General features: G+C 64.3%; 22 protein-coding genes and 2 tRNA genes. All 24 read left to right on the forward strand.

Annotated elements, in window-relative coordinates:
- Positions 1-10: 10 nt before the first annotated feature.
- The 24 genes from ftsH to nusA all read left to right on the forward strand — a co-directional run bounded on the left by ftsH (position 11) and on the right by nusA (position 22,637).
- Positions 11-1,936 carry an ATP-dependent zinc metalloprotease FtsH gene (ftsH, locus tag V6X73_RS04665; protein ID WP_367958766.1) on the forward strand — a complete coding sequence of 642 codons (1,926 nt, stop codon included), beginning with the start codon at positions 11-13 and terminating at the stop codon, positions 1,934-1,936.
- A 6-nt stretch (positions 1,937-1,942) separates the two neighbouring features.
- Positions 1,943-2,821 (forward strand): dihydropteroate synthase, encoded by an 879-nt coding sequence (gene folP, locus V6X73_RS04670; RefSeq protein ID WP_367958765.1) that lies wholly within the window; start codon positions 1,943-1,945, stop codon positions 2,819-2,821.
- Positions 2,818-4,182 carry a phosphoglucosamine mutase gene (glmM, locus tag V6X73_RS04675; RefSeq protein ID WP_367958763.1) on the forward strand — a complete coding sequence of 455 codons (1,365 nt, stop codon included), beginning with the start codon at positions 2,818-2,820 and terminating at the stop codon, positions 4,180-4,182. The genes folP and glmM overlap by 4 nt, the downstream gene beginning before the upstream one ends.
- A gap of 55 nt (positions 4,183-4,237) precedes the next feature.
- Positions 4,238-4,999 carry a triose-phosphate isomerase gene (tpiA, locus tag V6X73_RS04680; RefSeq protein WP_367958762.1) on the forward strand — a complete coding sequence of 254 codons (762 nt, stop codon included), beginning with the start codon at positions 4,238-4,240 and terminating at the stop codon, positions 4,997-4,999.
- Between the two features lie 32 nt (positions 5,000-5,031).
- Positions 5,032-5,412, forward strand: a complete 381-nt coding sequence (secG, locus tag V6X73_RS04685; RefSeq protein WP_367958761.1) for a preprotein translocase subunit SecG — start codon at positions 5,032-5,034, stop codon at positions 5,410-5,412.
- Between the two features lie 99 nt (positions 5,413-5,511).
- Positions 5,512-5,596: transfer RNA gene (locus V6X73_RS04690), tRNA-Leu, on the forward strand.
- Between the two features lie 42 nt (positions 5,597-5,638).
- Positions 5,639-5,995 carry an NADH-quinone oxidoreductase subunit A gene (locus V6X73_RS04695; protein WP_367958760.1) on the forward strand — a complete coding sequence of 119 codons (357 nt, stop codon included), beginning with the start codon at positions 5,639-5,641 and terminating at the stop codon, positions 5,993-5,995.
- Positions 5,986-6,462 (forward strand): NuoB/complex I 20 kDa subunit family protein, encoded by a 477-nt coding sequence (locus tag V6X73_RS04700; RefSeq protein WP_367958759.1) that lies wholly within the window; start codon positions 5,986-5,988, stop codon positions 6,460-6,462. Before V6X73_RS04695 ends, V6X73_RS04700 begins: the two co-directional genes overlap by 10 nt.
- A 9-nt stretch (positions 6,463-6,471) precedes the next feature.
- Entirely contained in the window at positions 6,472-7,200 is a 729-nt protein-coding gene (locus tag V6X73_RS04705) for an NADH-quinone oxidoreductase subunit C (protein ID WP_367958758.1), read from the forward strand.
- Positions 7,193-8,446: an NADH-quinone oxidoreductase subunit D gene (locus V6X73_RS04710; RefSeq protein ID WP_367958757.1), complete on the forward strand. Its 1,254-nt coding sequence runs from the start codon at positions 7,193-7,195 to the stop codon at positions 8,444-8,446. The genes V6X73_RS04705 and V6X73_RS04710 overlap by 8 nt, the downstream gene beginning before the upstream one ends.
- Positions 8,443-8,955: an NADH-quinone oxidoreductase subunit NuoE gene (gene nuoE, locus V6X73_RS04715; RefSeq protein WP_367958756.1), complete on the forward strand. Its 513-nt coding sequence runs from the start codon at positions 8,443-8,445 to the stop codon at positions 8,953-8,955. Before V6X73_RS04710 ends, nuoE begins: the two co-directional genes overlap by 4 nt.
- 2 nt (positions 8,956-8,957) lie before the next feature.
- Positions 8,958-10,235, forward strand: coding sequence for an NADH-quinone oxidoreductase subunit NuoF (nuoF, locus tag V6X73_RS04720; RefSeq protein ID WP_367958755.1), 1,278 nt, complete (start codon positions 8,958-8,960; stop codon positions 10,233-10,235).
- Positions 10,232-12,646 carry an NADH-quinone oxidoreductase subunit NuoG gene (gene nuoG / locus V6X73_RS04725; protein ID WP_367958754.1) on the forward strand — a complete coding sequence of 805 codons (2,415 nt, stop codon included), beginning with the start codon at positions 10,232-10,234 and terminating at the stop codon, positions 12,644-12,646. Before nuoF ends, nuoG begins: the two co-directional genes overlap by 4 nt.
- On the forward strand, positions 12,643-13,662 hold the full coding sequence (nuoH, locus tag V6X73_RS04730; protein ID WP_367958753.1) for an NADH-quinone oxidoreductase subunit NuoH: 1,020 nt from the start codon (positions 12,643-12,645) through the stop codon (positions 13,660-13,662). Before nuoG ends, nuoH begins: the two co-directional genes overlap by 4 nt.
- Positions 13,663-13,676: 14 nt before the next feature.
- On the forward strand, positions 13,677-14,165 hold the full coding sequence (gene nuoI, locus V6X73_RS04735) for an NADH-quinone oxidoreductase subunit NuoI (protein WP_367958752.1): 489 nt from the start codon (positions 13,677-13,679) through the stop codon (positions 14,163-14,165).
- A gap of 27 nt (positions 14,166-14,192) precedes the next feature.
- Positions 14,193-14,810 carry an NADH-quinone oxidoreductase subunit J gene (locus V6X73_RS04740; protein WP_367959000.1) on the forward strand — a complete coding sequence of 206 codons (618 nt, stop codon included), beginning with the start codon at positions 14,193-14,195 and terminating at the stop codon, positions 14,808-14,810.
- A gap of 16 nt (positions 14,811-14,826) precedes the next feature.
- Positions 14,827-15,132: an NADH-quinone oxidoreductase subunit NuoK gene (gene nuoK / locus V6X73_RS04745; protein WP_367958751.1), complete on the forward strand. Its 306-nt coding sequence runs from the start codon at positions 14,827-14,829 to the stop codon at positions 15,130-15,132.
- Positions 15,133-15,135: 3 nt separating this feature from the next.
- Positions 15,136-17,112 carry an NADH-quinone oxidoreductase subunit L gene (gene nuoL, locus V6X73_RS04750; protein WP_367958749.1) on the forward strand — a complete coding sequence of 659 codons (1,977 nt, stop codon included), beginning with the start codon at positions 15,136-15,138 and terminating at the stop codon, positions 17,110-17,112.
- 1 nt (position 17,113) lies between these two features.
- Positions 17,114-18,625: an NADH-quinone oxidoreductase subunit M gene (locus V6X73_RS04755; protein ID WP_367958748.1), complete on the forward strand. Its 1,512-nt coding sequence runs from the start codon at positions 17,114-17,116 to the stop codon at positions 18,623-18,625.
- Between the two features lie 19 nt (positions 18,626-18,644).
- Positions 18,645-20,084: an NADH-quinone oxidoreductase subunit NuoN gene (gene nuoN, locus V6X73_RS04760; protein WP_367958747.1), complete on the forward strand. Its 1,440-nt coding sequence runs from the start codon at positions 18,645-18,647 to the stop codon at positions 20,082-20,084.
- Positions 20,085-20,087: 3 nt separating this feature from the next.
- Positions 20,088-20,423: a DUF2818 family protein gene (locus V6X73_RS04765; protein WP_367958746.1), complete on the forward strand. Its 336-nt coding sequence runs from the start codon at positions 20,088-20,090 to the stop codon at positions 20,421-20,423.
- 38 nt (positions 20,424-20,461) lie between these two features.
- A tRNA-Met gene (locus V6X73_RS04770) sits at positions 20,462-20,538 on the forward strand.
- Between the two features lie 120 nt (positions 20,539-20,658).
- Positions 20,659-21,111: a ribosome maturation factor RimP gene (gene rimP / locus V6X73_RS04775; RefSeq protein ID WP_367958745.1), complete on the forward strand. Its 453-nt coding sequence runs from the start codon at positions 20,659-20,661 to the stop codon at positions 21,109-21,111.
- 29 nt (positions 21,112-21,140) lie between these two features.
- Positions 21,141-22,637: a transcription termination factor NusA gene (gene nusA, locus V6X73_RS04780; RefSeq protein ID WP_367958744.1), complete on the forward strand. Its 1,497-nt coding sequence runs from the start codon at positions 21,141-21,143 to the stop codon at positions 22,635-22,637.
- Positions 22,638-22,664: the final 27 nt, after the last annotated feature.

Genomic DNA, 22,664 nt, shown 5'->3' on the forward strand with positions numbered 1-22,664 from the left:
CTTGAACGACATGGCCAAGAATCTGATTCTCTGGGTGGTCATCGCCGTGGTGCTGATGTCCGTTTTCAGCAACTTCCAGCAGCAGGGGACAACGGCGCAGGAGGTGCCTTACTCCCAGTTTCTGGGCGAAGTGGACAGCGGACGGATCGATTCGGTGACCATGAAGGGGCCAGTGATCCGCGGGACGCGCTCCGATGGGTCCAACTTCAGCACCTACAGCCCCGAGACCGACAACAACGCATTGATCGGGCAGCTGATGAACAACGGCGTGAGTATCCGCGCCGAAGAGCCCGAGGGCCGCAGCATGCTGCTGCAGATCCTCATCTCGTGGTTCCCTTTCCTGCTGCTCATCGGGGTGTGGATCTATTTCATGCGCCAGATGCAGGGCGGCGGTGGCGGCCGTGGCGCCATGTCGTTTGGCAAAAGCCGCGCCAAGATGATGTCCGACGAGCAGGTCAAGGTCACATTCAAGGACGTGGCCGGGGTCGAAGAGGCCAAGCAGGACGTCGTCGAGCTGGTGGAGTTCCTGCGTGACCCCAGCAAGTTCCAGCGCCTTGGCGGAACCATCCCGCGCGGGGTGCTCATGGTCGGGCCGCCGGGCACGGGCAAGACGCTGCTCGCCAAGGCCATCGCCGGCGAGGCGCGGGTGCCGTTTTTCAGCATCTCGGGCTCGGACTTTGTCGAGATGTTCGTCGGTGTCGGCGCCTCGCGGGTTCGGGATATGTTCGCCCAGGCCAAAAAGCAGGCGCCCTGCATCATCTTCATCGACGAGCTTGATGCGGTCGGCCGCCAGCGCGGTGCGGGCCTGGGGGGTGGCCATGACGAGCGTGAGCAGACCCTCAACCAGATGCTTGTCGAGATGGACGGCTTCGAGGGCAGCGAAGGCATTATTGTCATCGCCGCGACCAACCGGCCGGACGTGCTCGACCCGGCGCTGCTGCGTCCCGGTCGGTTCGATCGCCAGGTGGTGGTGCCGCTGCCGGATGTCCGTGGCCGCGAGCAAATCCTTCGCGTTCACATGAACAAGACCCCGCTCGCCGATGATGTGAATGCCAACATCATCGCCCGCGGATGTCCCGGATTCTCGGGCGCAGACCTAGCCAACCTGGTCAACGAGGCCGCGCTTTTCGCCGCCCGCCGGAACAAGCGGGTGGTGGATCAGCAGGACTTCGAGGACGCCAAGGACAAGATCATGATGGGCGCTGAGCGCAAATCCATGGTCATGACCGAGGATGAGAAACGGCTGACAGCCTACCATGAGGCCGGCCACGCCATCGTCGGGCTGAAAGTCCCCGAGCACGACCCGGTCCACAAGGTCACCATCATTCCGCGGGGCCGGGCCCTGGGGGTGACGATGTTCCTGCCCGAGGAGGACCGCTACAGCTACACCCGACAGCGGTTGAACAGCTCGATCTGCGGGCTGTTTGGCGGGCGCATCGCCGAGGAGATGATCTTTGGCGCCGAGCGGGTCACCACCGGCGCGCAGAGTGACATCCAGCGGGTCACGGAAATCGCCCGCAACATGGTCACCAAGTGGGGGCTGTCGGACAAGATGGGGCCACTTGCCTATGGCGAGGACGAAGGCGAGGTCTTTCTGGGCCATCAGGTCACCCAGCACAAGACCATTTCTGACGAGACGGCGCACTCCATCGACGAGGAGGTCCGCCGCATCGTCGAGGAGAACTACGCCGAGGCCAAGCGTATCCTGCAGGAAAACGAAGACGTGCTGCATCGGATGTCCGATGCGTTGATGAAATACGAAACCATCGACCGTGAGCAGATCGACGACATCATGAACGGACGTACGCCGAGGCCGCCCCGGGATGATGACCGGCCGACCGGAACCGCCGGCGAGGGCGATGCCGACGCCACCGGCGAGGCCGGGGCCGCCGACGACCAGGGAGGCGATGTCGGCAAGCCGGCCAGCGAGCATTAATGGCCCATGGCGATTGAGCTCGATTGCGGCGGGCGGGGTCTCGACCTCACCCGACCGCAGGTGATGGGAATCCTCAACGTCACCTCCGATTCCTTCTCGGACGGGGGTGCTTTTGTTGGGGTGGACGCCGCCATCGACCATGCCCGGCGCATGGAGGCCGAAGGGGCGGCGGTGATCGACGTCGGCGGCGAATCGACGCGCCCCGGTTCCCGGGGGGTGTCGTTGCAGGAAGAGCTCGACCGGGTCATACCGGTGATCGAAGCGATCCGTGATGTGGTCGCGGTGCCGCTGTCCGTCGATACCTCCAAGCCCGAGGTCATGCGCGAGGCCGCCGCGGCCGGCGCCGGGTTGATCAACGATGTCATGGCGCTGCGCCGCGAGGGTGCCGCCCGGGCCGCGGCGGCCACGGGGCTGCCGGTCTGTCTGATGCACATGCAGGGCACCCCCCGCGACATGCAGGACGACCCGCGCTACGACAACGTCGTCGCGGCGGTGCGTGGCTTTCTGCTCGAGCGCCTCGAGGCGGCCACCCAGGCGGGTATCCCGCGGCAGCGGCTGATACTGGATCCGGGGTTCGGGTTTGGCAAGACCGACATCCACAACGCCCAGCTACTTCGTGGACTTGATGCCATCGTCGACAGCGGTCTTCCGGTACTGGCCGGGTTGTCCCGCAAGTCCCTGGTCGGCCGTGTGCTGGGTCGCGAGATGCCGGACCGACTGGCTGGCAGTGTGGCGGCGGCGGCGCTGGCGACATGGAAGGGCGCGCGGATCATCCGTGCGCATGATGTCGCGGAGACCCTCGACGCGGTACGCTTGATGGAATACGTCGCCGAGGCACCGGGGTTGGAGCAGGCCCGTTTGCAGCAGGGAGTGCGAGGGGTATGAGCAGGCAATACTTTGGCACGGACGGAATCCGTGGCCGGGTGGGCGAGCCGCCGATCACCGCCGATTTCGTCCTCAAACTCGGCTGGGCAGCCGGCCGGGTGTTGGGCGATCGCCACGGCTCCGGGCAGGTGCTCATCGGCAAGGACACGCGGCTTTCCAATTACATGTTCGAGTCGGCCCTCGAGGCCGGCCTGTCCGCGGCGGGACTCGACATCCGGTTGCTCGGCCCGATGCCGACCCCCGCGACCGCGTATCTCACACGCACCCTGCGGGCCAATGCCGGGATCGTCATCAGCGCCTCGCACAACGGCCACCACGATAACGGCATCAAGTTCTTCTCCGGTGATGGTTTCAAGCTGGACGATGCCGCCGAGCAGGCCATCGAAGCGATGCTCGACGAGCCGCTGACCACCGTATCCTCGTCGGCTCTCGGCAAGGCCAGCCGGCTGATGGACGCGCCCGGGCGTTACATCGAGTTCTGTAAACACAGCCTGAGCAACGGCGTGCGGCTCGACGGGATGACCCTTGTGGTCGACTGCGCCAACGGCGCCGGCTACCAGGTGGCGCCGGCGGTTTTCGAAGAGCTTGGCGCCCGCGTGATCCGGATCGCCAACCAGCCGGACGGGCTCAATATCAATGTCGGATGCGGCTCCACCCACCCCGAAGCACTCCAGGCCGCGGTACAAGAGGCGGGTGCCGATGCCGGGCTCGCCCTCGACGGCGATGGCGATCGGGTGATTATGGTCGATGGCAGCGGCGCGGTGCTCGACGGCGACCAGTTGCTCTGGATCATCGCCCGACAGCGCCACAACGATCGGGCGCTGCAGGGCCCGGTGGTGGGGACGCAGATGAGCAATCTCGGGCTCGAACAGGCACTCGATGGCTGCCGGATTCCGTTCATGCGGGCCCGGGTCGGCGACCGGTATGTCCTCGAGATGCTCCAGGCCAACGGCGGGCTGCTGGGCGGCGAGTCGTCCGGGCACATCGTCTGCCTCGACCGCACCACGACCGGGGATGGCGTCGTCTCGGCGCTGCAGGTGCTCGAGGCCGCGGTCCGGGGCAACCGCTCGCTGGGCGAGCTGGCGGCCGGCATGAGCCGGCTGCCACAGCACATGGTCAATGTCCCCATCGCCCGGGACAGCCGGCCCATGGAAGACACACGGGTCAGCCAGGCGGTGGCGGCACTCGAGCGGCATCTGGGCGATGCCGGGCGGGTGCTGCTGCGGCCCTCGGGCACCGAGCCGGTCCTGCGGGTCATGGTCGAAGGCGAGGATGCCGATCGGGTGCAGCGGCTGGCAGGTGAGCTGGCCGAGCAGGTGGCCGCTTTCTGCGGCCAGCGGGCGCCCGCGCTGGATAATTGATTCTCGGTGGCGCGGGCATTAACCTCCCCGGGCTTTATCGGTGAACGGGGATGACATGCGTAGGCCATTGATTGCCGGCAACTGGAAGATGAACGGCTTAAGCGCCGATGCGGTGGCGCTGGCCGGTGCGTTGCGCGACCGACTGGATGGGCTTGAGGGGGTTGACCGAGTGGTCTGCCCGCCGCATATCCATCTTGCCGCGGTGGCCGGCGAGTTGGCACAGAGCGCCATTGCCGTGGGGGCGCAGAACTGCGCCGATGCCCCGCAGGGGGCGCGCACCGGCGAGGTTGCCGCGGACATGGTCGCCGATGCGGGCGCGCGGTATGTCATCCTGGGCCACTCCGAACGGCGGCAGTACTACGGCGAGGACGAGGCGTTGATCGCGGCACGCTGTGGCCAGGCACTGGCCGCGGGGCTGCGGCCTATCCTCTGTGTCGGCGAGACCCTCGAGGCGCGTGAGGGCGATCGGACCGAGGCCACCGTGGCCGAGCAGATCCACGGGGTACTGGATCGCCTGGGCGCCGAGGGCCTGGGCGAGGGGGTGGTCGCCTACGAGCCGGTCTGGGCGATCGGCACTGGGCGGACCGCCACTGCCGAACAGGCGCAACAGGTGCACGGCTTCATTCGTGGGCAGCTCGCCGAGCGCCTGGGGGGTTCTGCGGCCGATGCCATGCGCATCCTCTATGGCGGCAGCATGAAAGCGGACAACGCCGAGGCGTTGCTCGCCCAACCGGATGTCGACGGGGGGCTGATCGGTGGCGCTTCGCTGCAGGCGGATTCGTTCGCGGCCATTTGTGCCGCGGCAGCGCGGGGCTGACCCCCGCATCAGTAACAACGATTGAAGTGGCGATGTATACGATAGTTTTGGTGATTCATCTGGTGCTGGCTGCGGTGCTGATCGGCGTGGTGCTGTTGCAGCACGGCAAGGGGGCCGATGCCGGTGCCGCGTTTGGCAGTGGCGCGTCGAGCACGGTGTTCGGCGCCCGGGGTTCGGCGTCGTTTCTGGGTCGCCTGACCGGGTTTCTGGGGGTCGGGTTTTTTGTCACCAGCCTGACGCTCGCCATCATGGCCGGCACCTTTGGTGAGGGCGACAGCGTGGTCGATCGCGTCGAAACGGCCCCGGCGACAAGCCCGGCGACCGCGCCGGCGACTTCGCGCGAGCCGGACAGTGCCACCGCCGGTGGGGGCAACGCATCGTCGGCCCCGGCGCCGGCCCCCGCCCCGGAGTAGCCGGCCGGCGCCGGCGCCAGGCGGGGCAACCCGGCGGTTTCGCGTTGTCCGGTCATGGCAAGACTGGTACCATTCCAAAAGGTTGAGCGCTACCGACACGCGGATGTGGTGGAACTGGTAGACACGCTGTCTTGAGGGGGCAGTGGCGCAAGCCGTGCCGGTTCGAGTCCGGCCATCCGCACCAGCCCAACCGTTGACCCAACGCTTGCACGGGGCCCCGTCGCTTATGGTCGAGAGTTACCTGCCGATCCTTGTGTTCATCGTCCTTGCCATGGGGATCGGTATTGCGCCGCTGGCAGCCGGGTTCATCCTGGCGCCGCACCGCCCCGAGCACGAAAAGCTCACACCTTACGAATGCGGATTCGAGGCCTTCGAGGATTCGCGCATGCAGTTCGACGTGCGCTACTACCTCGTGGCGATACTGTTCATCATCTTCGACCTGGAGATCGCCTTTCTCTTCCCCTGGGCGATCGTGCTCGATGAAATCGGACTGTTCGGCTTTGGTGCCATGGCCATTTTCATCGGTGTCCTCCTGGTCGGCTTTTTGTACGAGTGGAAAAAGGGGGCGCTGGAATGGGAATAGAGGGCGTTCTCGAGAAGGGGTTCGTCACGACTTCGGCGGACAAACTCATCAACTGGGCGCGCACCGGCTCGCTCTGGCCGATGACCTTCGGGCTAGCCTGTTGCGCGGTCGAGATGATGCATGCCGGTGCGGCGCGCTACGACATGGACCGGCTGGGACTGATCTTCCGGCCTTCGCCCCGGCAGTCCGACGTCATGATCGTCGCCGGCACACTGGTCAACAAAATGGCGCCGGCCCTGCGCCGGGTCTATGACCAGATGCCCGATCCCAAATGGGTGATCTCCATGGGCTCGTGTGCCAACGGCGGCGGGTATTACCACTACTCCTACTCGGTCACCCGCGGTTGCGACCGTATCGTCCCGGTGGACATCTACGTCCCGGGCTGTCCGCCCACGGCCGAGGCACTGCTCTACGGCGTCGTGCAGCTCCAGAACAAGATCCGTCGCACCAACACCATCGCCCGCTGAGGAACCCCTATGCCGAGCAAGACCGAAACATTGCTGGAGGCGGTCAAACGCGCGCTGGGTGATCACCTGGTCGCGGCAAAGCAGGACTACGGCGAGGTCGATATCGAGGTCGCCCCGGCGGGGCTGTATACCGCGATGGAAACGCTGCGCGACGATGATGAACTGGCCTTTGCGCAGTTGCTCGATATCGCCGGGGTGGATTATGCCGCCTATGGCGAGGACGAGTGGATCACCGATGAGGCCACCAACACCGGGTTCTCACGAGGGGTGGATGGCTTTACGACGGGCCGGTTGGGGTTGACCGGCATTTATGGTGTCCAGCCCATCAGCGCCAACACGGGACGCCGTTTTGCGGCGGTCTACCATCTGCTTTCCATCCAGCATAACCACCGCATCCGCGTGCGCTGTTTTGCCGCCGACGACGATCTGCCCATGCTCGATTCCATTGTCCCGCTATGGGCGTCGGCCAACTGGCAGGAGCGCGAGGCTTTCGATCTCTATGGCATTGTGTTCAACGGCCATCCGGATCTGCGGCGCATCCTCACCGACTACGGCTTTGTCGGGCACCCGTTCCGCAAGGATTTCCCGCTCATTGGCAATGTCGAAGTCCGGTACGACGAAAATCGCGGCCGGGTGGTCTACGAGCCGGTCTCGATCGAGCCGCGGGTGCTCGTGCCCCGGGTGATCCGCGATGACAACCGCTACGCCGACCCGGCAGAGGGAGCAGCCGATGCCTGAGATCAGCAGCTATACGGTGAACTTCGGCCCGCAGCATCCCGCCGCCCACGGGGTGTTGCGTCTGGTCCTCGAGATGGACGGCGAGGTGGTGCGTCGCGCCGACCCCCATATCGGACTGCTGCATCGGGCCACCGAGAAGCTCGCCGAGACCAAGCCGTTCAACCAGAGCATTGGTTACATGGACCGGCTCGATTACGTCTCGATGATGTGCAACGAGCATGCCTACGTGCTGGCCATCGAGAAGCTGCTGGGTGTCCGGCCTCCCGAGCGGGCCCAGTACATCCGGGTGATGTTCGACGAGATCACCCGCATCCTCAATCACCTGCTGTGGATCGGCGCCCACGGCCTGGATGTGGGGGCCATGACGGTCTTTCTCTACGCGTTCAAGGAGCGCGAAGAGCTCATGGACTGCTACGAGGCGGTCAGCGGGGCGCGGATGCACGCGACCTACTACCGCCCCGGAGGCGTCTATCGGGACCTGCCCGACCGGATGCCCCGGTACCGCGTCAGCGAGTATCACAACGAGAAAGACATCCAGCGGATGAATGCCGAGCGCGAGGGCAGCATGCTGGACTTTCTCGACGCGTTCTGCGATCGCTTCAGCGGGACCATCGAAGAGATCGAAACCCTGCTGACCGACAACCGCATCTGGAAGCAGCGCCTGGTGGACGTGGCGGTGGTCTCGCCCGAGCGGGCGCTGCAGCTGGGCTTCACCGGTCCGATGCTGCGCGGCTCTGGCGTCGAATGGGATCTGCGCCGCAAGCAGCCCTACGAGGTCTACGACCGGATGGAATTCGACATCCCGGTGGGCACCAACGGCGATTGCTACGATCGCTACCTGGTGCGGATGGAAGAGCTGCGGCAATCGGTGGCGATCATCCGTCAGTGCATCGAGTGGCTGCGACGCAACAACGGCCCGGTCATGCTCGACGACCACAAGATCGCGCCGCCCTCGCGCGAAGAGATGAAAGACGACATGGAGTCGCTGATCCATCACTTCAAGCTGTTTACCGAGGGCTACTGCACGCCACCGGGCGAGGTCTATGCCTCGATCGAGGCGCCCAAGGGCGAGTTCGGGGCGTACATCGTCTCTGATGGCGCCAACAAGCCCTACCGGCTCAAACTCCGGGCGCCCGGGTTTGCGCATATGTCGGCCATGGACGAGATGGCACAGGGCCACATGCTGGCGGATGTCGTCACCATCATGGGAACACTGGATATTGTATTCGGGGAGGTGGACCGGTGAGCCATGCCGAAGCGGCATTGACCGAGGGGCTGAGCAAAGCGGAGCAGGCCGAGATCGATCAGTGGCTGGCACGCTTTCCGGACACGCCGGATGGGCGCCGATCCGCTGTCATCCCGGCGCTGCATGTGGTTCAGCACAACAGCGGTGGCTGGTTGCCGCGGGCGCGCATGGATGCGGTGGCCGACTATCTCGGGTTGCCGCCGGCCCGTGTCTACGAGGTGGCGACCTTCTACGGCATGTTCGACGTCGAACCGGTGGGCCGTCACAAGGTCAATATCTGTACCAACATCTCATGCATGCTCCGCGGTGCCGATGACATCGTCGAGCACGTGGAAAAACGGCTTGGCATCAGCCTGGGGGAGACCACCCCGGATGGCCGGATTACCCTCAAGCGCGAGGAGGAATGCCTCGCCGCGTGTGCCGGGGCCCCCATGATGCTGGTGGATGAGGCCTACTACACCGATCTGACGCCCGAGAAGATCGACCAAATCCTCGACGAGCTGGAGTAGTCATGACCAACGTCTGCTACACAACGCTGCAATACGACGAGCCCTGGACACTCGAAAACTACCGCGCCACCGGTGGCTACCAGGCCCTCGAGCGGATCCTTCGCGAGGGGATGAGCCCGGAAGATGTCATCGAAGAGGTCAAGACCGCCAATCTCCGCGGCCGGGGCGGGGCCGGATTTCCGGCGGGCATGAAGTGGAGCTTCATGCCGCGCAATGCACCGGGCGAGAAATACCTGCTCTGCAACTCGGACGAGTCCGAGCCGGGCACCTGCAAGGATCGGGACATCCTGCGCTACAACCCGCACGCCGTGGTCGAGGGCATGATCATCGCCGGTTATGCGATGGGTGTGACCGTGGGCTACAACTACATGCGCGGCGAGTTCATGAAAGAGCCTTTCAGTCGCATGGAGCAGGCGGTGGCCGAGGCCCGCAACGCCGGCTATCTGGGCCGCGACATCCTGGGCTCGGGCTTCGATTACGAAATCCACAACTACATCGGTGCCGGCGCCTATATCTGCGGCGAAGAATCGGCACTGATGGAGTCGCTTGAGGGCAAAAAGGGCATGCCCCGCAACAAGCCGCCGTTTCCGGCGCAGGCGGGGGTCTATGGCCGGCCCACGACCATTAACAACACCGAGACCCTGGCCTCGGTGCCGGCGATCATCCGCAATGGCGCCGACTGGTTTCTCGAGTTGGGCAAGCCCAACAACGGGGGCATGAAAATCTTCTCGGTCTCGGGCCATGTCGCCAAACCCGGCAACTTCGAGATCCCGCTGGGGACGCCGTTCCGCGATCTGCTCGAGATGGCCGGTGGTGTCTGGCACGGCCGGCGGCTCAAAGCGGTCATCCCCGGCGGCTCGTCAATGCCCATGATCCCGGGGGATCAGATGCTCGAGCTCACCATGGACTACGACGCCCTGGCCGAGGCCGGCTCGGCGCTGGGCTCTGGTGGTGTCGTGGTGATGGACGAGACCACCGATATGGTCCAGGCCATCCTGCGCATCAGCCGTTTCTACTACGCCGAGTCCTGTGGCCAGTGCACACCGTGCCGCGAGGGGACGGGCTGGATGTATCGGGTGATCAAGCGCATCTACGAAGGCAACGGCCGGCCCGAGGACATCGAGCTGCTCGAGTCGGCGGCCGGACAGATTGCCGGTCATACCATCTGCGCGTTCGGTGAGGCGGCTGCCTGGCCGGTGCAGGGGGTGCTCAAGCACTGGCGGCATGAGTTCGAGTACTACATCGAGCACAAGCGTTCCATACTCGAGGCGGCGGCATGAGCGCAGAAGTCAAGACCCAGGCCCCCGAGACGGTCACCGTCGAGATTGATGGCCGCGCCATCGAGGCGCCCAAGGGGGCCTCGATCATTGCGGTGGCTGACGAACACGGCATCGACATCCCGCGTTTTTGCTACCACAGCAAGCTCTCGGCGCCGGCCAACTGCCGGATGTGCCTGGTGGATGTGGAAATGGGCGGGCGACCCGCGCCCAAGCCGCTGCCGGCCTGCATTACGACCGTCGCCGATGGCATGGTGGTGCGGACCGCCTCCGAGCGGGCACTCAAGGCACAGAAGGGGGTGATGGAGTTTCTGCTCATCAACCACCCGCTGGACTGTCCCATTTGCGATCAGGGCGGTGAATGCGAGCTGCAGGACCTGGCGCTGGGCTATGGCCGCAGCGTCTCGCGTTTCGTCGAGCGCAAGCGGGTGGTCAAGGACGAGAACCTGGGCCCGCTGATTGCTACCGAGATGACCCGTTGCATCCATTGCACCCGCTGTGTCCGGTTTCTGGACGAAGTGGCCGGCACCTCCGAGCTGGGGGCCATGTTCCGTGGTGAGCACACCGAAATCAGTACCCTGGTCGGTAGCGGCGTCCACTCTGAGCTCTCGGGCAATGTCATCGATCTCTGTCCGGTGGGGGCGCTGACATCGCGGCCTTACCGATTCAGCGCCCGGTCCTGGGAGATGCTCAGCCACCCCGGTGTGGCGCCCCACGACTGTCTGGGCTCCAATATCGACCTGCATCAGGTCCGGGGCACCGTCAAACGCGTCGTCCCGCGGGATAACGAGGCGATCAACGAGTGCTGGATCAGCGACCGCGACCGCTTCTCCTACGAGGGCATCTACAGCGCCGAGCGGCTGGCTGCGCCTCAGATCCGTGAAGGCGATACCTGGCACACCGTCGACTGGCAGACCGCCATCGAGGCCGCTGCCAACGGCCTTCGCGATGTGGTCGCCCAGCACGGCGGCGACGCCCTCGGGGCACTGGTCTCGCCCTCGGCCAGCCTCGAAGAGATGTACTTGACCGCCCGGATCGTGCGAGCGCTCGGCAGCGACCATATCGATACCCGTCTGCGGCGGGGCGATTTCCGCGACGGGGTCGCCGGCGACGGGTTTCCGGGGCTGACCGGCTCCATTGCCGGGTTGGAGGCGGTGGATGCGGCCCTGATTGTCGGCGGCTATCCGCGCCACGAGCAGCCCCTCGCCAATCACCGGCTGCGCAAGGCCGCCATCCGCGGCGGCGCGATCATGGCGCTCAACCCCCGGGGTTTTGACTGGAATATCGATCTTGCCGTCGACGCGGTGGTGCCCGTCGGCGAGATGGCCAGGACGTTGGCCGCGGTGGTCCGCGCCGTGGCCGGTCGGACCGGGCAGGCCGAGCCTGAGGCGCTTGCCGGCTGGATTGGTGACGAGGCGCCGGACGCGCAGGCCACGGCCATGGCCGGGCACCTGCTCGATGCCGACAACGCGGTGGTGCTGACGGGCGGCCTGGCCGAGGCCCATCCGGCCGGTGCCGAGTTGCGCTGGCTGGCCGGTCGCCTGGCCGCCATGACCCAGACCGACTACGGCGAACTCACCGATGGCAGTAACACCGCGGGCGGCTGGATCGCCGGCGCGGTCCCGGGGCGGCGTGCCGATGGCCAGGCAGCTAGCGGTCTGGATGCCAGGGCTATGGTGACCCGGCCCCGCCGCGGCTATCTGCTCAACGGCATCGAACCAGAACACGATCACTTCGATGGCGCGGCCACGATCGAGGCATTGGCCCACGCCGACTGTGTGGTGGCGATGGCGGCCTACGATTCGCCGGCGCTTCGCGCCCGGGCCGATGTCCTGCTGCCGGTGGCCACCCTGGGCGAGACGGCGGGCACGTTGGTCAATGCCGAGGGGCAGTGGCAGACATTCGCCGGCTGTGCCAAGCCCCAGGGCGATGCCCGCCCGGGGTGGCGGGTGTTGCGTGTGCTGGCCAATGTCCTCGAGCTGGACGGCTTTCACTACCAGGCACCGGATGAGATCCATCACGAAATCCGTGCCGTGGCCGGTGAGGCCAAAGCCGCAACCCCGACGGCGGACGGCGCACCGACGCCTCAGCCGGTGGAGGAGATGCTGCGCGTGGGCTGGCCGGCGATGTTCGGCGGCGATCCGCTGGTTCGTCATGCGCCCTCGCTGCAGGCGTCGGTGCATGCCGGTGAGGCCGTGGTCGAGATCGCCCCCGCGGACGCCGAGCGGCTGGGCGTTGCCGACGGCGATTTGGTGGTGGTCGAGCAGGCCGGTGTCACGCGGACGCTGCCGGCCCGACCCAGCAACCAGGTGCCTGCCGGGAGCTTCTGGCTGGCCGCAGGGCTCATCCACAGCGAGGGCCTGGGGGGGCTGATCGGCCCGGCGACACTGCGGGTCGACGGAGACGGCGAATGAGCGGGTTGATCGAGCTGAGCTGGATCATGGCCAAGATCGTGGCCCTGATCATACCGCTTTTTCTGGCGGTGGCGTACATGACCTACGCCGAGCGCAAGATCATCAGCGCCATGCAGCTGCGGCGCGGCCCGAACCGGGTCGGCTGGCATGGTCTGCTCCAGCCCATCGCCGATGCCCTGAAGCTGTTGATGAAAGAGGTGGTGCTGCCACAGAACGCCAATCGGTTTTTGTTCGTGCTCGCGCCGATGCTCTCGATCATGCCGGCGCTGGCTGCCTGGGCGGTCCTGCCGCTCGGCGACGGGCTGGTGATTGCCGATATTAACGCCGGGCTGCTCTATGTGCTGGCGATGACCTCGATGGGGGTCTACGGCATTATCCTTGCGGGCTGGGCCTCCAACTCCAAATATGCCCTGCTTGGTGCGCTACGGGCCGGCGCACAGGTGGTCTCTTACGAAATCGCCATGGGCTTTGCCCTGGTGGGCGTGCTCATGGCCGCCGGCAGCCTCAACATGGGCGAGATCATTCGCGCCCAGGAGGGGCCGATCTGGAACTGGTTCTGGCTGCCGCTGTTGCCATTGTTTGTCGTCTACTGGATCTCCGGGGTAGCCGAAACCAACCGCTTGCCCTTTGACGTCGCCGAGGGCGAGTCCGAGATCGTGGCCGGCTTTCACGTCGAGTACTCGGGCATGGCCTTTGCGATCTTCTTCCTCGCCGAGTACGCCAACATGATCCTCATCTCGGGTCTGGCGGCCATTATGTTTTTAGGCGGCTGGTATTCGCCCTTCCACGGACTCCCGCTGCTCGGCCCGATGTTTGCCTGGGTGCCGGGCATTATCTGGTTCGTGCTCAAGACCTGTGTATTTCTGTTTCTCTATATTTGGTTCCGGGGCACATTCCCGCGCTACCGGTATGATCAGATCATGCGCCTGGGGTGGAAGGTGCTGATACCGGTCACGGTGGTCTGGCTGGTGGTGGTTTCGGGTATGATCCTCACCGATTTCGGGCCCTGGTTCTGACAGCGAGTGTGACCATGCAGGCAGTCAAGGAATTTTTCAGCACTTTCATGCTCACCGAGCTGCTCAAGGGGATGCGCCTGACCGGCAAGCATCTGTTTGACGCCAAATACACCCTCGAATACCCCGAGGAGAAGGCCCCCCAGTCGCCGCGGTTTCGCGGACTGCATGCGCTGCGGCGCTATCCCAACGGCGAGGAGCGGTGCATTGCCTGCAAGCTCTGCGAGGCGGTATGCCCGGCGCTGGCGATCACCATCGAGTCCGAGCAGCGTGACGACGGAACCCGTCGGACCACGCGCTATGACATCGACCTTTTTAAATGTATCTACTGCGGGTTCTGCGAGGAGTCCTGCCCCGTCGACTCCATCGTCGAGACCCGCATTCACGAGTATCATTTCGAACAGCGCGGCGAGCAGATCATGCACAAAAGCGATCTGCTCGCGGTCGGGGATCAATACGAAGCACAGCTGGCAGAAGACCGGGCGGCGGACGCACCGTACCGCTAGAACCGGCGAAGCCGAGGGCACAAAGTGATCGAGAAGGTAATTTTCTACGTCTTCGCGGCGATACTGCTGCTGGCCGCGATGCTGGTCATCACGGCACGCAATCCAGTTCACTCGGCGCTGTCACTGGTTCTGGCGTTCTTCACCAGCGCCGCGTTGTGGCTGCTTGCCGAGGCAGAGTTTCTCGGGATCGCCCTGGTGCTGGTCTATGTCGGGGCGGTGATGGTGCTTTTCTTGTTCGTCGTGATGATGCTCGATATCAACATCTCGGTGATCCGCGAGGGGTTCGCCCGTTACCTACCGCTGGGGGCGTTGGTCGGTGTGGTGATGGTGTTGCAGATGCTGCTGGTGATCGGCGCGGGGGTCGGTGAGGGGCAGGTGTCCTTGGCGCTGGCCGATGCGGCCGGCGAATCCGGCGCAGGGGGCAACAACATCCGACTGCTCGGCAGTGTGCTCTACACCGTCTATGTCTACCCGTTCGAGCTTGCTGCCATTGTGCTGCTGCTGGCCATCATCGCGGCGATCATGCTGACCCATCGGCGGCGCGCCGATACCAAGCATCAGGATATTTCGGCCCAGGTGCGCACCCGCAAGGATGACCGCCTGCGGCTGGTGAGAATGCCAAGCGAAGTCGACGACGAACGATAAACCAACCGGGAACCCCATGTTAGCGCTTTCAGACTACCTGGCACTCAGCGCACTGCTTTTTGCGATCGGAATGGCAGGGATATTCCTCAATCGCAAAAACGCCATCGTGCTTTTGATGTCCATCGAACTCATCCTGCTAGCGGTGAATTTCAACTTCATCGCCTTTTCCCATTTCCTTGGCGACATCCATGGCCAGGTTTTTGTCTTCTTTATTCTGACCGTGGCCGCGGCCGAGTCGGCAATTGGCCTGGCGATCCTGGTGGTCCTGTTCCGCAACCGGGACACGATCAATGTCGGCGACCTGGACAGCATGCGGGGCTAGGCGATGAAGACCATCTATCTGCTTGTCGTCCTCGCACCGCTTTTCGGTGCCGTCATTGCCGGGCTGGCCGGCAATGTCATCGGCCGGTCCAATGCGGCCCGGATTGCCGTGGCGGCGGTGGCCGTCTCGGCGCTCGGCTCGCTCTGGGTGCTCTATCAGCATGTCTGGGGCGGGGCCCCGGTTTTCGATGAAAGCCTCTATCAGTGGGCCCAGGTTGGCGGGCTGAGCCTTGAAGTGGGCTTTTTGATCGACCGGCTGACGGCGGTCATGATGGTGGTGGTCACCAGCGTCTCGCTGGCGGTGCATGTCTACACCATCGGCTACATGCACGACGACGCCGGCTACCAGCGCTTTTTCAGCTATATCAATCTTTTTACCTTCGCCATGCTGATGCTGGTGATGGCCAATAACTTCCTGCAGCTTTTCTTCGGCTGGGAGGCGGTCGGCCTGGTTTCCTATTTGCTCATCGGCTTCTACTACCGAAAAGAATCGGCGATCTTCGCCAACCTCAAGGCGTTTCTGGTCAATCGGGTCGGGGATTTTGGTTTTCTGCTCGGCATCGCGGCGGTGTTGATGTACTACGGCAGCCTGGACTACGGCGAGGTGTTCGCCGCCGCCACCCTGCGACCGGAGATGAGTCTGTCGATCTTCGGCACCGAGGCCCTGGTGGCCACCGTCGCCGGTGTATTGCTTTTCATCGGCGCAATGGGCAAATCGGCGCAGGTGCCCTTGCATGTCTGGCTGCCCGATTCCATGGAGGGGCCGACCCCCATCTCGGCGCTGATCCACGCCGCCACCATGGTCACCGCCGGCATCTTTCTGGTGGCCCGGATGTCGCCGATTTTCGAGCTCTCGGATGCGGCGCTGTCGGTGGTGCTGGTCCTGGGCGCTGTGACGGCGCTTTTCATGGGGCTTGTCGGGCTGGTCCAGAACGACATCAAGCGGGTGATCGCCTATTCCACACTCTCGCAGCTCGGGTACATGTTCGTGGCCCTGGGCGCCTCGGCCTACGCCGCGGGCGTTTTCCATCTGATGACCCATGCCTTTTTCAAGGCGCTGCTGTTTCTCGGGGCCGGGGCGGTCATCGTGGCCCTGCACCACGAGCAGGACATGCGCCGGATGGGCAATCTGCGTCGCTACCTGCCGATGACCCATATCACCATGCTCCTGGGCACGCTGGCGCTGGTTGGCACGCCGTTTTTCTCGGGCTACTACTCCAAGGATGTGATCATCGAGGCCGTCCATGCCGCGGACCGCTTCGGCGCCGGATTCGCTTACTGGGCGGTCCTGTTGGGCGTTTTTATCACCGCTTTGTACAGTTTCCGCCTGTATTTCATGGTCTTCTGGGGTGAGGAGCGGATCGACCCCCACGCCAAGGCCCATATGAGCCATCTGCCCGGCTACGTCCTGCCGGTCATGCAGTGGCCGCTGGTGGCACTGGCCGTGCCATCGGTGGTGATCGGCTATTTCACCATCGAACCGATGCTCTTCGGCGGCTTCTTTGATGGGGCCATCCACGTTCTGAGCGACAACGATGTGCTCGCCAAAAAGGGTGAAAGCTTCCACGGCCCGCTGGCTTTCGGGCTGCATGCGGCGGTCAACCCGGCATTCTGGCTGGCCGTGGTGGGCGCGGTGGTGGCCTGGTTTTTCTATATCGCCCGACCCGACCTGCGGCCGGCGCTGACCCGCCCGATGGCACCGCTGATCGCGGTGCTCGAGCGCAAATACGGATTCGATGAGCTCTACCGCGACGGCTTTGCCGGTGGTGGCCGGCAGTTGGGGGCGCTTTTCTGGCGCGGCGGCGATCAGGCCATTATCGACGGGGTCATCGTCAATGGCACCGCCCGCACCATCGGGCGGCTGGCCCGGGGGCTGCGTGGGGTGCAGTCCGGGTACCTCTACCACTACGCCTTCGCGATGATCATCGGGCTGCTGTTGCTGCTGACGGTGTTTGTCGGGCGCTGGCAGGGATGGTTCTGAGATGTTGGAGGGATGGCCTTTGTTAAGCCTTTTGGTCTGGCTGCCGGTACTCGGGGGGATCGGCGTACTGGTGGCCGGCCGGGATGATGCCGCTCGTGCGCGCTGGTTTGCCCTGGGGATCGCGGCGCTGGTATTCGCGCTGGCCGTGGGGCTGTGGGTGGCGTTCGAGGCCGGTGTGGCCGGCATGCAGTTTATCGAGCGGGCGGACTGGATCAGTGCCTTTGGCATCCAGTACTACCTGGGCGTCGATGGCATTTCCATGCCGCTGGTGGTGCTGACCGCCTTTGCCACGCTGCTGGTGGTGGTCGCCGCCTGGGAGGTGGTGCAGTACAAACCGGCCCAGTATCTGGCCGCCTTTTTGATTATGGAGGGGATCATGATCGGCGTGTTCAGCGCGCTGGATGCCATCCTCTTTTATGTTTTCTTCGAGGCCATGCTCATCCCGATGTTTCTGATCATCGGTATCTGGGGCGGTCCCAACCGCATCTATGCGACGCTGAAGTTCTTCCTCTACACCTTCCTCGGCTCGGTGATGATGCTCATCGCCCTCATTTACCTGCGCACCGAGGCGGGCAGCTTTGCCATTCAGGATTTCTACGGCCTGCAGTTGCCACTGGCGACACAGATGGTGCTGTTTCTGGCGTTTCTGGCGGCATTTGCCGTGAAGGTGCCCATGTTTCCGGTGCATACCTGGCTGCCCGACGCCCACGTCGAGGCGCCGACGGGCGGCTCGGTGATCCTCGCGGCGATCACCCTTAAGATCGGGGGCTACGGCTTTTTGCGCTTTTCGCTGCCCATCGCCCCCGAGGCGAGTATGGCCCTGGACTGGCTTTTGATTGGTCTGTCGCTGATCGCGGTGGTCTACATCGGGCTGGTGGCGATGGTGCAGGCCGATCTCAAAAAGCTGATCGCCTACTCGTCGATCGCCCACATGGGATTTGTCACCCTGGGGTTTTTCCTGATCTTTCGTATCCTCGCCGGCAGCGGCAGCCGCGATGGGGCGCTGCTTGCGCTTGAAGGCGGCATGGTGCAGATGATCTCCCACGGGTTTGTCTCGGCGGCCATGTTTCTGTGCGTGGGCGTGCTCTACGATCGCATGCATACCCGTCGGATCGCCGACTACGGCGGTGTGGCCAGCAAAATGCCGGTCTTTGCCGGTTTCTTCGTGTTGTTCGCCATGGCCAACGCGGGTCTGCCGGGCACGTCCGGTTTTGTCGGCGAGTTCATGATTGTGCTAGCCAGCTTCCAGGCCGGGTTCTGGTATGCCGCCATCGCCGCGTTGACCCTGATTCTGGGCGCGGCCTACAGCCTTTGGATGATCAAGCGGGTGGTCTACGGCGAGGTCGACAACGAACACGTCGACACGCTCACCGACGTGACACCGCGCGAGCGGCTGCTACTGGGCACCCTTGCGGTGGCGATCATCGCCGTCGGTGTGTACCCGGCACCGCTTGTCGAGGTGATGGAGCCCTCGCTCGACGCCCTGTTCCGTATCGTGGTGCCCACCCTTTAGCCCTGGCCCGAGGATCAACATGCCCTTTGAGATGCCCCAATTTGCACTGGCCGCCCCGGAGATCTGGCTCGGGGTCATGCTCTGCGTGGTGCTCATCGCCGATCTGTTCGACCGCGGCGGGGAGTCGCTACTGGCCTTCTATCTGACCCAGGCAACGCTGGTCGGTGCCATGGCACTGGCGATTCACACCCACTGGGGCGGCGATGCGGTCATCACCTTCAACGGCATGTACATCAGTGACAGCCTGGCTGCTGTGCTCAAGGTGGCGATCGCCGGGCTGACCGTCATTACCCTTGGCTACGGGCGGGATTACCTGCGTGACCGCGACCTGCTCAAGGGCGAGATCTATCTGCTGGTGCTCACGGCCACGCTGGGGATGTTCGTCATGGCCTCGGCATCGTCCCTGCTGGTTCTGTATATGGGGCTTGAGCTGCTCTCGCTCAGCCTCTACGCCATGGTCGCCTTCGATCGCGACAGCCGGATCGGGGCCGAGGCGGCGATGAAATACTTCATCCTCGGGGCGCTATCCTCGGGCATGCTGCTCTATGGCATGTCGATGATCTACGGTGCCGCGGGCAGCCTGCTCATTAATGACATCGCCGCCGCGGCCCTGGCAGGGGACAATCTGCTTCTCGCCTTTGGCATGACCTTCGCGCTGGTTGGCATCGCCTTCAAGTTCGGTGCCGCGCCGTTCCACATGTGGGTGCCTGACGTCTACCAGGGGGCACCGACGGCGGTGACGGCGTTTCTGGGCACCGCGCCCAAGGTGGCGGCCCTGGCGTTGTTCCTGCGCTTGATGGCCGATGGACTCGGCGATCTGCATGCGCAATGGCAGATCATGGGAATCATCCTGGCGGCCGGATCGCTGGTGGTGGGCAATCTCTTTGCCCTGGTGCAGACGAGTTTCAAGCGCATGCTGGCCTACTCGACGGTCTCGCATATCGGCTTTCTGTTTCTCGGGCTGGTCGCCGGCAGCGACGAGGGTTATGCCGCGGCGCTTTTCTATGCCATCAGTTACGGGATCATGGCCGCGGGCGCATTCGGCATGATCATGCTGCTCTCGCGTCGGGGGTTCGAGGCCGACATGATCGACGATCTCAGCGGGCTCAATGATCGGCATGGCGGTTATGCGCTGGTCATGCTGCTTTTGATGTTCTCGATGACCGGGATCCCGGGGACCGTGGGTTTCTACGCCAAGTGGCTGGTGCTCAGTGCGCTGGTAGAAGCCGGACTGATCTGGCTTGCCGTGCTTGCGGTGGTCTTTGCGGTGATCGGCGCGTTCTACTATCTGCGGGTACTCAAGGCCGTGTACTTTGACCGTGTCGACTCGCCCCAACCGGTCGAGGCGACATCGGGGCAGCAGGTGCTGATGTGGGCCAACGGCGGCGCGGTGCTGCTACTTGGCCTTTTCCCGGACACGTTGATCGCAACCTGCCGGGCGGTTTTTGGTCTGGGCTAGTCAATGAGTACCGGCGCGGCCATTGTCGTTTTGTTGTTGCTGGCCGTGCTGGCTGCCAATCTGCCCTGGGCCACCGAGCGCATCGCCTTCGTCTGGCCGGCGCGGGGGCGTGGCAAGCGTGAGTGGATACGGCTTCTCGAGTGGGGGGTGATGTTTGTCCTCATCGTCCTCGCCGGGGCCGGTCTCGAATACCGTACCCAGGGCGAGCTTCAGTCTCAGGGCTGGGAGTTCTGGGTCATCGCGCTTTGCCTGTTTGCCGTCTTCGCCATGCCGGGGTTCATCTACCGGCACGACCTGCGACGCCGTTTGCGCCGACGCCGTCGCCGGAGCAGCGCTTGAAAAAACCCTGTCCCATGGCTATCCTAGTGAATGTCGGTTGCGGGGTGGAGCAGTCCGGTAGCTCGTCGGGCTCATAACCCGAAGGTCGCAGGTTCAAATCCTGCCCCCGCTACCAAACAGGCATCTTCGAGAAGGCCGCTTGCGGCCTTTTTTTTTGCCGGCGCTGCAGGCGGCCGGCACCGGAAATGGGCCTCGGGCCCATTTTTTGTTCCGGCCAGAGACCGGATCGGGAGACATGAAAGCGCCGGAGAGTGTGATCAACCTGTTGACGCCCGTTGTCGAGGGCCTTGGCTACGAGCTGGTGGGTGTGGAGTATCACCCCAGCGGCAAAGAGTCGGTGCTTCGCGTGTTCATCGACTCAGAGCACGGGGTGGATGTGGATGACTGCGCCCGGGTCAGCCATCAGGTCAGTGGTGTGCTTGATGTCGAAGATCCCATTGCGGGCGAATACCTGCTGGAGGTCTCCTCCCCCGGGCTGGATCGGCCGATCTTCAAGACCGCCGACTATGACCGGTTCGCAGGCGAAGCCATCCGCATCAAGCTGCGCGAACGCATTGACGGGCGCCGGCGCTACGCCGGCCGGCTGCTCGGGCTGCAGGATGAGGCGGTGTTGATCGAAGAACAGGGCGAGACGGTGGCCGTGCCGATAGCGGCAATCGATCGCGCGCATGTAGAGCTGGAGCCCTGAAACGGGACCCATCGGGAGAACGCAGAACGATGAGCAAGGAAATTCTGCTGGTGGTCGATGCGATCGCCAATGAAAAAGGCGTCGAGCAGGAAGTCATCTTCGAGGCCATCGAGGCCGCGCTGGCCTCGGCAACCCAGAAACGTCACGAGGGCGAGATCGCCGCCCGGGTGGCGGTGGACCGGCAGACCGGAGACTACGAAACCTTCCGGCGCTGGGACGTGGTGGACGATGAGGCCGAAATCGAATTCCCGGATCAGCAGATCCCGCTGAGTGAGGCCCGGCAGAGCGATCCCGCCCTCGATGTGGGTGATTTCATCGAACAACCCATGGAGTCGGTGGAGTTTGGCCGCATCGCCGCGCAGGCCGCCAAGCAGGTCATCGTCCAGAAGGTTCGCGAAGCCGAACGGGCCAAAGTGGTCGAGGCCTATCGCGGGCGTGCCGGCGAGCTCATCACCGGCATCGTCAAGCGGGCCGAGCGCGGCAATGTGTATCTGGATCTGGGCGACAACGCCGAGGCGTTTATCCCGCGTGAAGAGATGATCCCGCGCGAGGCGGTCCGACCCGGCGACCGGTTGCGCGCCTGGTTGCGCGAAGTCCGCGAAGAAACCCGTGGCCCGCAGCTTTTTGCCAGCCGTTCGGCGCCGGAGTTTCTGGTCGAGCTGTTCAAGATCGAGGTGCCGGAGGTTGGTCAGGAGCTGCTCGACATCCTCGGCGCGGCCCGTGACCCGGGTCTGCGGGCCAAGATTGCGGTCAATGCGCTGGACAGCCGCATCGATCCGGTGGGTGCTTGTGTGGGGATGCGCGGCTCACGGGTCCAGGCGGTGTCCAACGAACTGGCCGGCGAGCGGATCGATATCATCCTGTGGAACGATAACCCGGCCCAGTTTGTAATCAACGCCATGGCGCCGGCCGAGGTCGAGTCGATCGTTGTCGACGAGGAACGCGGCAGCATGGACATCGCTGTGGCCGAGGACCAGCTCTCCCAGGCCATTGGTCGGGGCGGACAGAACGTCCGGCTGGCCAGCGAATTGACCCACTGGGAGCTCAACGTCATGACCGCCGAGGAGGCCGAGGCCAAGAGCGAAGCCGAGGCCGCCGAGTTGGTGGATATGTTCGTCCGCGAGCTGGATGTCGACGAAGATCTCGCCGGGCTGCTGGTCGAGGAGGGCTTCTCGAGCATCGAGGAGGTGGCCTATGTGCCGGTCACCGAGCTGCTGGAAGTCGAAGGTTTTGATGAAGACCTGGTCAACGCCCTGCGCCAGCGCGCACGGGATGTGTTGGCCAATCGCGAGGCCGAGGCCGAATCGGCGTCGGAGCCGGCCGAGGATCTGCTCGGCATGGAAGGGATGGATGAGGCGACGGCCAGGGCACTGGCTGCTCAGGGCATCCGTACCATGGAAGACCTCGCGGAGCAGTCGGTGGACGATTTGATGGATATCGAGGGCATCGACGCCGACCGCGCGGGTGCCCTGATCATGAAGGCGCGGGAGCCCTGGTTTGCCGACGAGGGTGATACCCAGGCCTAAGCCCGGTTCTCCGGGACGGAGGGAAAG

This window comes from Spiribacter pallidus (genome assembly GCF_040838495.1).
GTDB classification, from domain to species: Bacteria; Pseudomonadota; Gammaproteobacteria; order Nitrococcales; family Nitrococcaceae; genus Spiribacter; species Spiribacter pallidus.

Coding starts and splice junctions, on each gene's coding strand:
- nuoN (WP_367958747.1), top strand. CDS start 18,645: ATGCCCTTTGAGATGCCCCAATTTGCACTGGCCGCCCCGGAGATCTGG.
- ftsH (WP_367958766.1), top strand. CDS start 11: ATGGCCAAGAATCTGATTCTCTGGGTGGTCATCGCCGTGGTGCTGATG.
- nuoI (WP_367958752.1), top strand. CDS start 13,677: ATGCAGGCAGTCAAGGAATTTTTCAGCACTTTCATGCTCACCGAGCTG.
- V6X73_RS04765 (WP_367958746.1), top strand. CDS start 20,088: ATGAGTACCGGCGCGGCCATTGTCGTTTTGTTGTTGCTGGCCGTGCTG.
- nusA (WP_367958744.1), top strand. CDS start 21,141: ATGAGCAAGGAAATTCTGCTGGTGGTCGATGCGATCGCCAATGAAAAA.
- V6X73_RS04710 (WP_367958757.1), top strand. CDS start 7,193: ATGCCTGAGATCAGCAGCTATACGGTGAACTTCGGCCCGCAGCATCCC.
- nuoF (WP_367958755.1), top strand. CDS start 8,958: ATGACCAACGTCTGCTACACAACGCTGCAATACGACGAGCCCTGGACA.
- rimP (WP_367958745.1), top strand. CDS start 20,659: ATGAAAGCGCCGGAGAGTGTGATCAACCTGTTGACGCCCGTTGTCGAG.
- nuoG (WP_367958754.1), top strand. CDS start 10,232: ATGAGCGCAGAAGTCAAGACCCAGGCCCCCGAGACGGTCACCGTCGAG.
- nuoL (WP_367958749.1), top strand. CDS start 15,136: ATGAAGACCATCTATCTGCTTGTCGTCCTCGCACCGCTTTTCGGTGCC.
- nuoH (WP_367958753.1), top strand. CDS start 12,643: ATGAGCGGGTTGATCGAGCTGAGCTGGATCATGGCCAAGATCGTGGCC.
- folP (WP_367958765.1), top strand. CDS start 1,943: ATGGCGATTGAGCTCGATTGCGGCGGGCGGGGTCTCGACCTCACCCGA.
- nuoK (WP_367958751.1), top strand. CDS start 14,827: ATGTTAGCGCTTTCAGACTACCTGGCACTCAGCGCACTGCTTTTTGCG.
- tpiA (WP_367958762.1), top strand. CDS start 4,238: ATGCGTAGGCCATTGATTGCCGGCAACTGGAAGATGAACGGCTTAAGC.
- V6X73_RS04705 (WP_367958758.1), top strand. CDS start 6,472: ATGCCGAGCAAGACCGAAACATTGCTGGAGGCGGTCAAACGCGCGCTG.
- V6X73_RS04755 (WP_367958748.1), top strand. CDS start 17,114: ATGTTGGAGGGATGGCCTTTGTTAAGCCTTTTGGTCTGGCTGCCGGTA.
- glmM (WP_367958763.1), top strand. CDS start 2,818: ATGAGCAGGCAATACTTTGGCACGGACGGAATCCGTGGCCGGGTGGGC.
- V6X73_RS04695 (WP_367958760.1), top strand. CDS start 5,639: ATGGTCGAGAGTTACCTGCCGATCCTTGTGTTCATCGTCCTTGCCATG.
- secG (WP_367958761.1), top strand. CDS start 5,032: ATGTATACGATAGTTTTGGTGATTCATCTGGTGCTGGCTGCGGTGCTG.
- V6X73_RS04700 (WP_367958759.1), top strand. CDS start 5,986: ATGGGAATAGAGGGCGTTCTCGAGAAGGGGTTCGTCACGACTTCGGCG.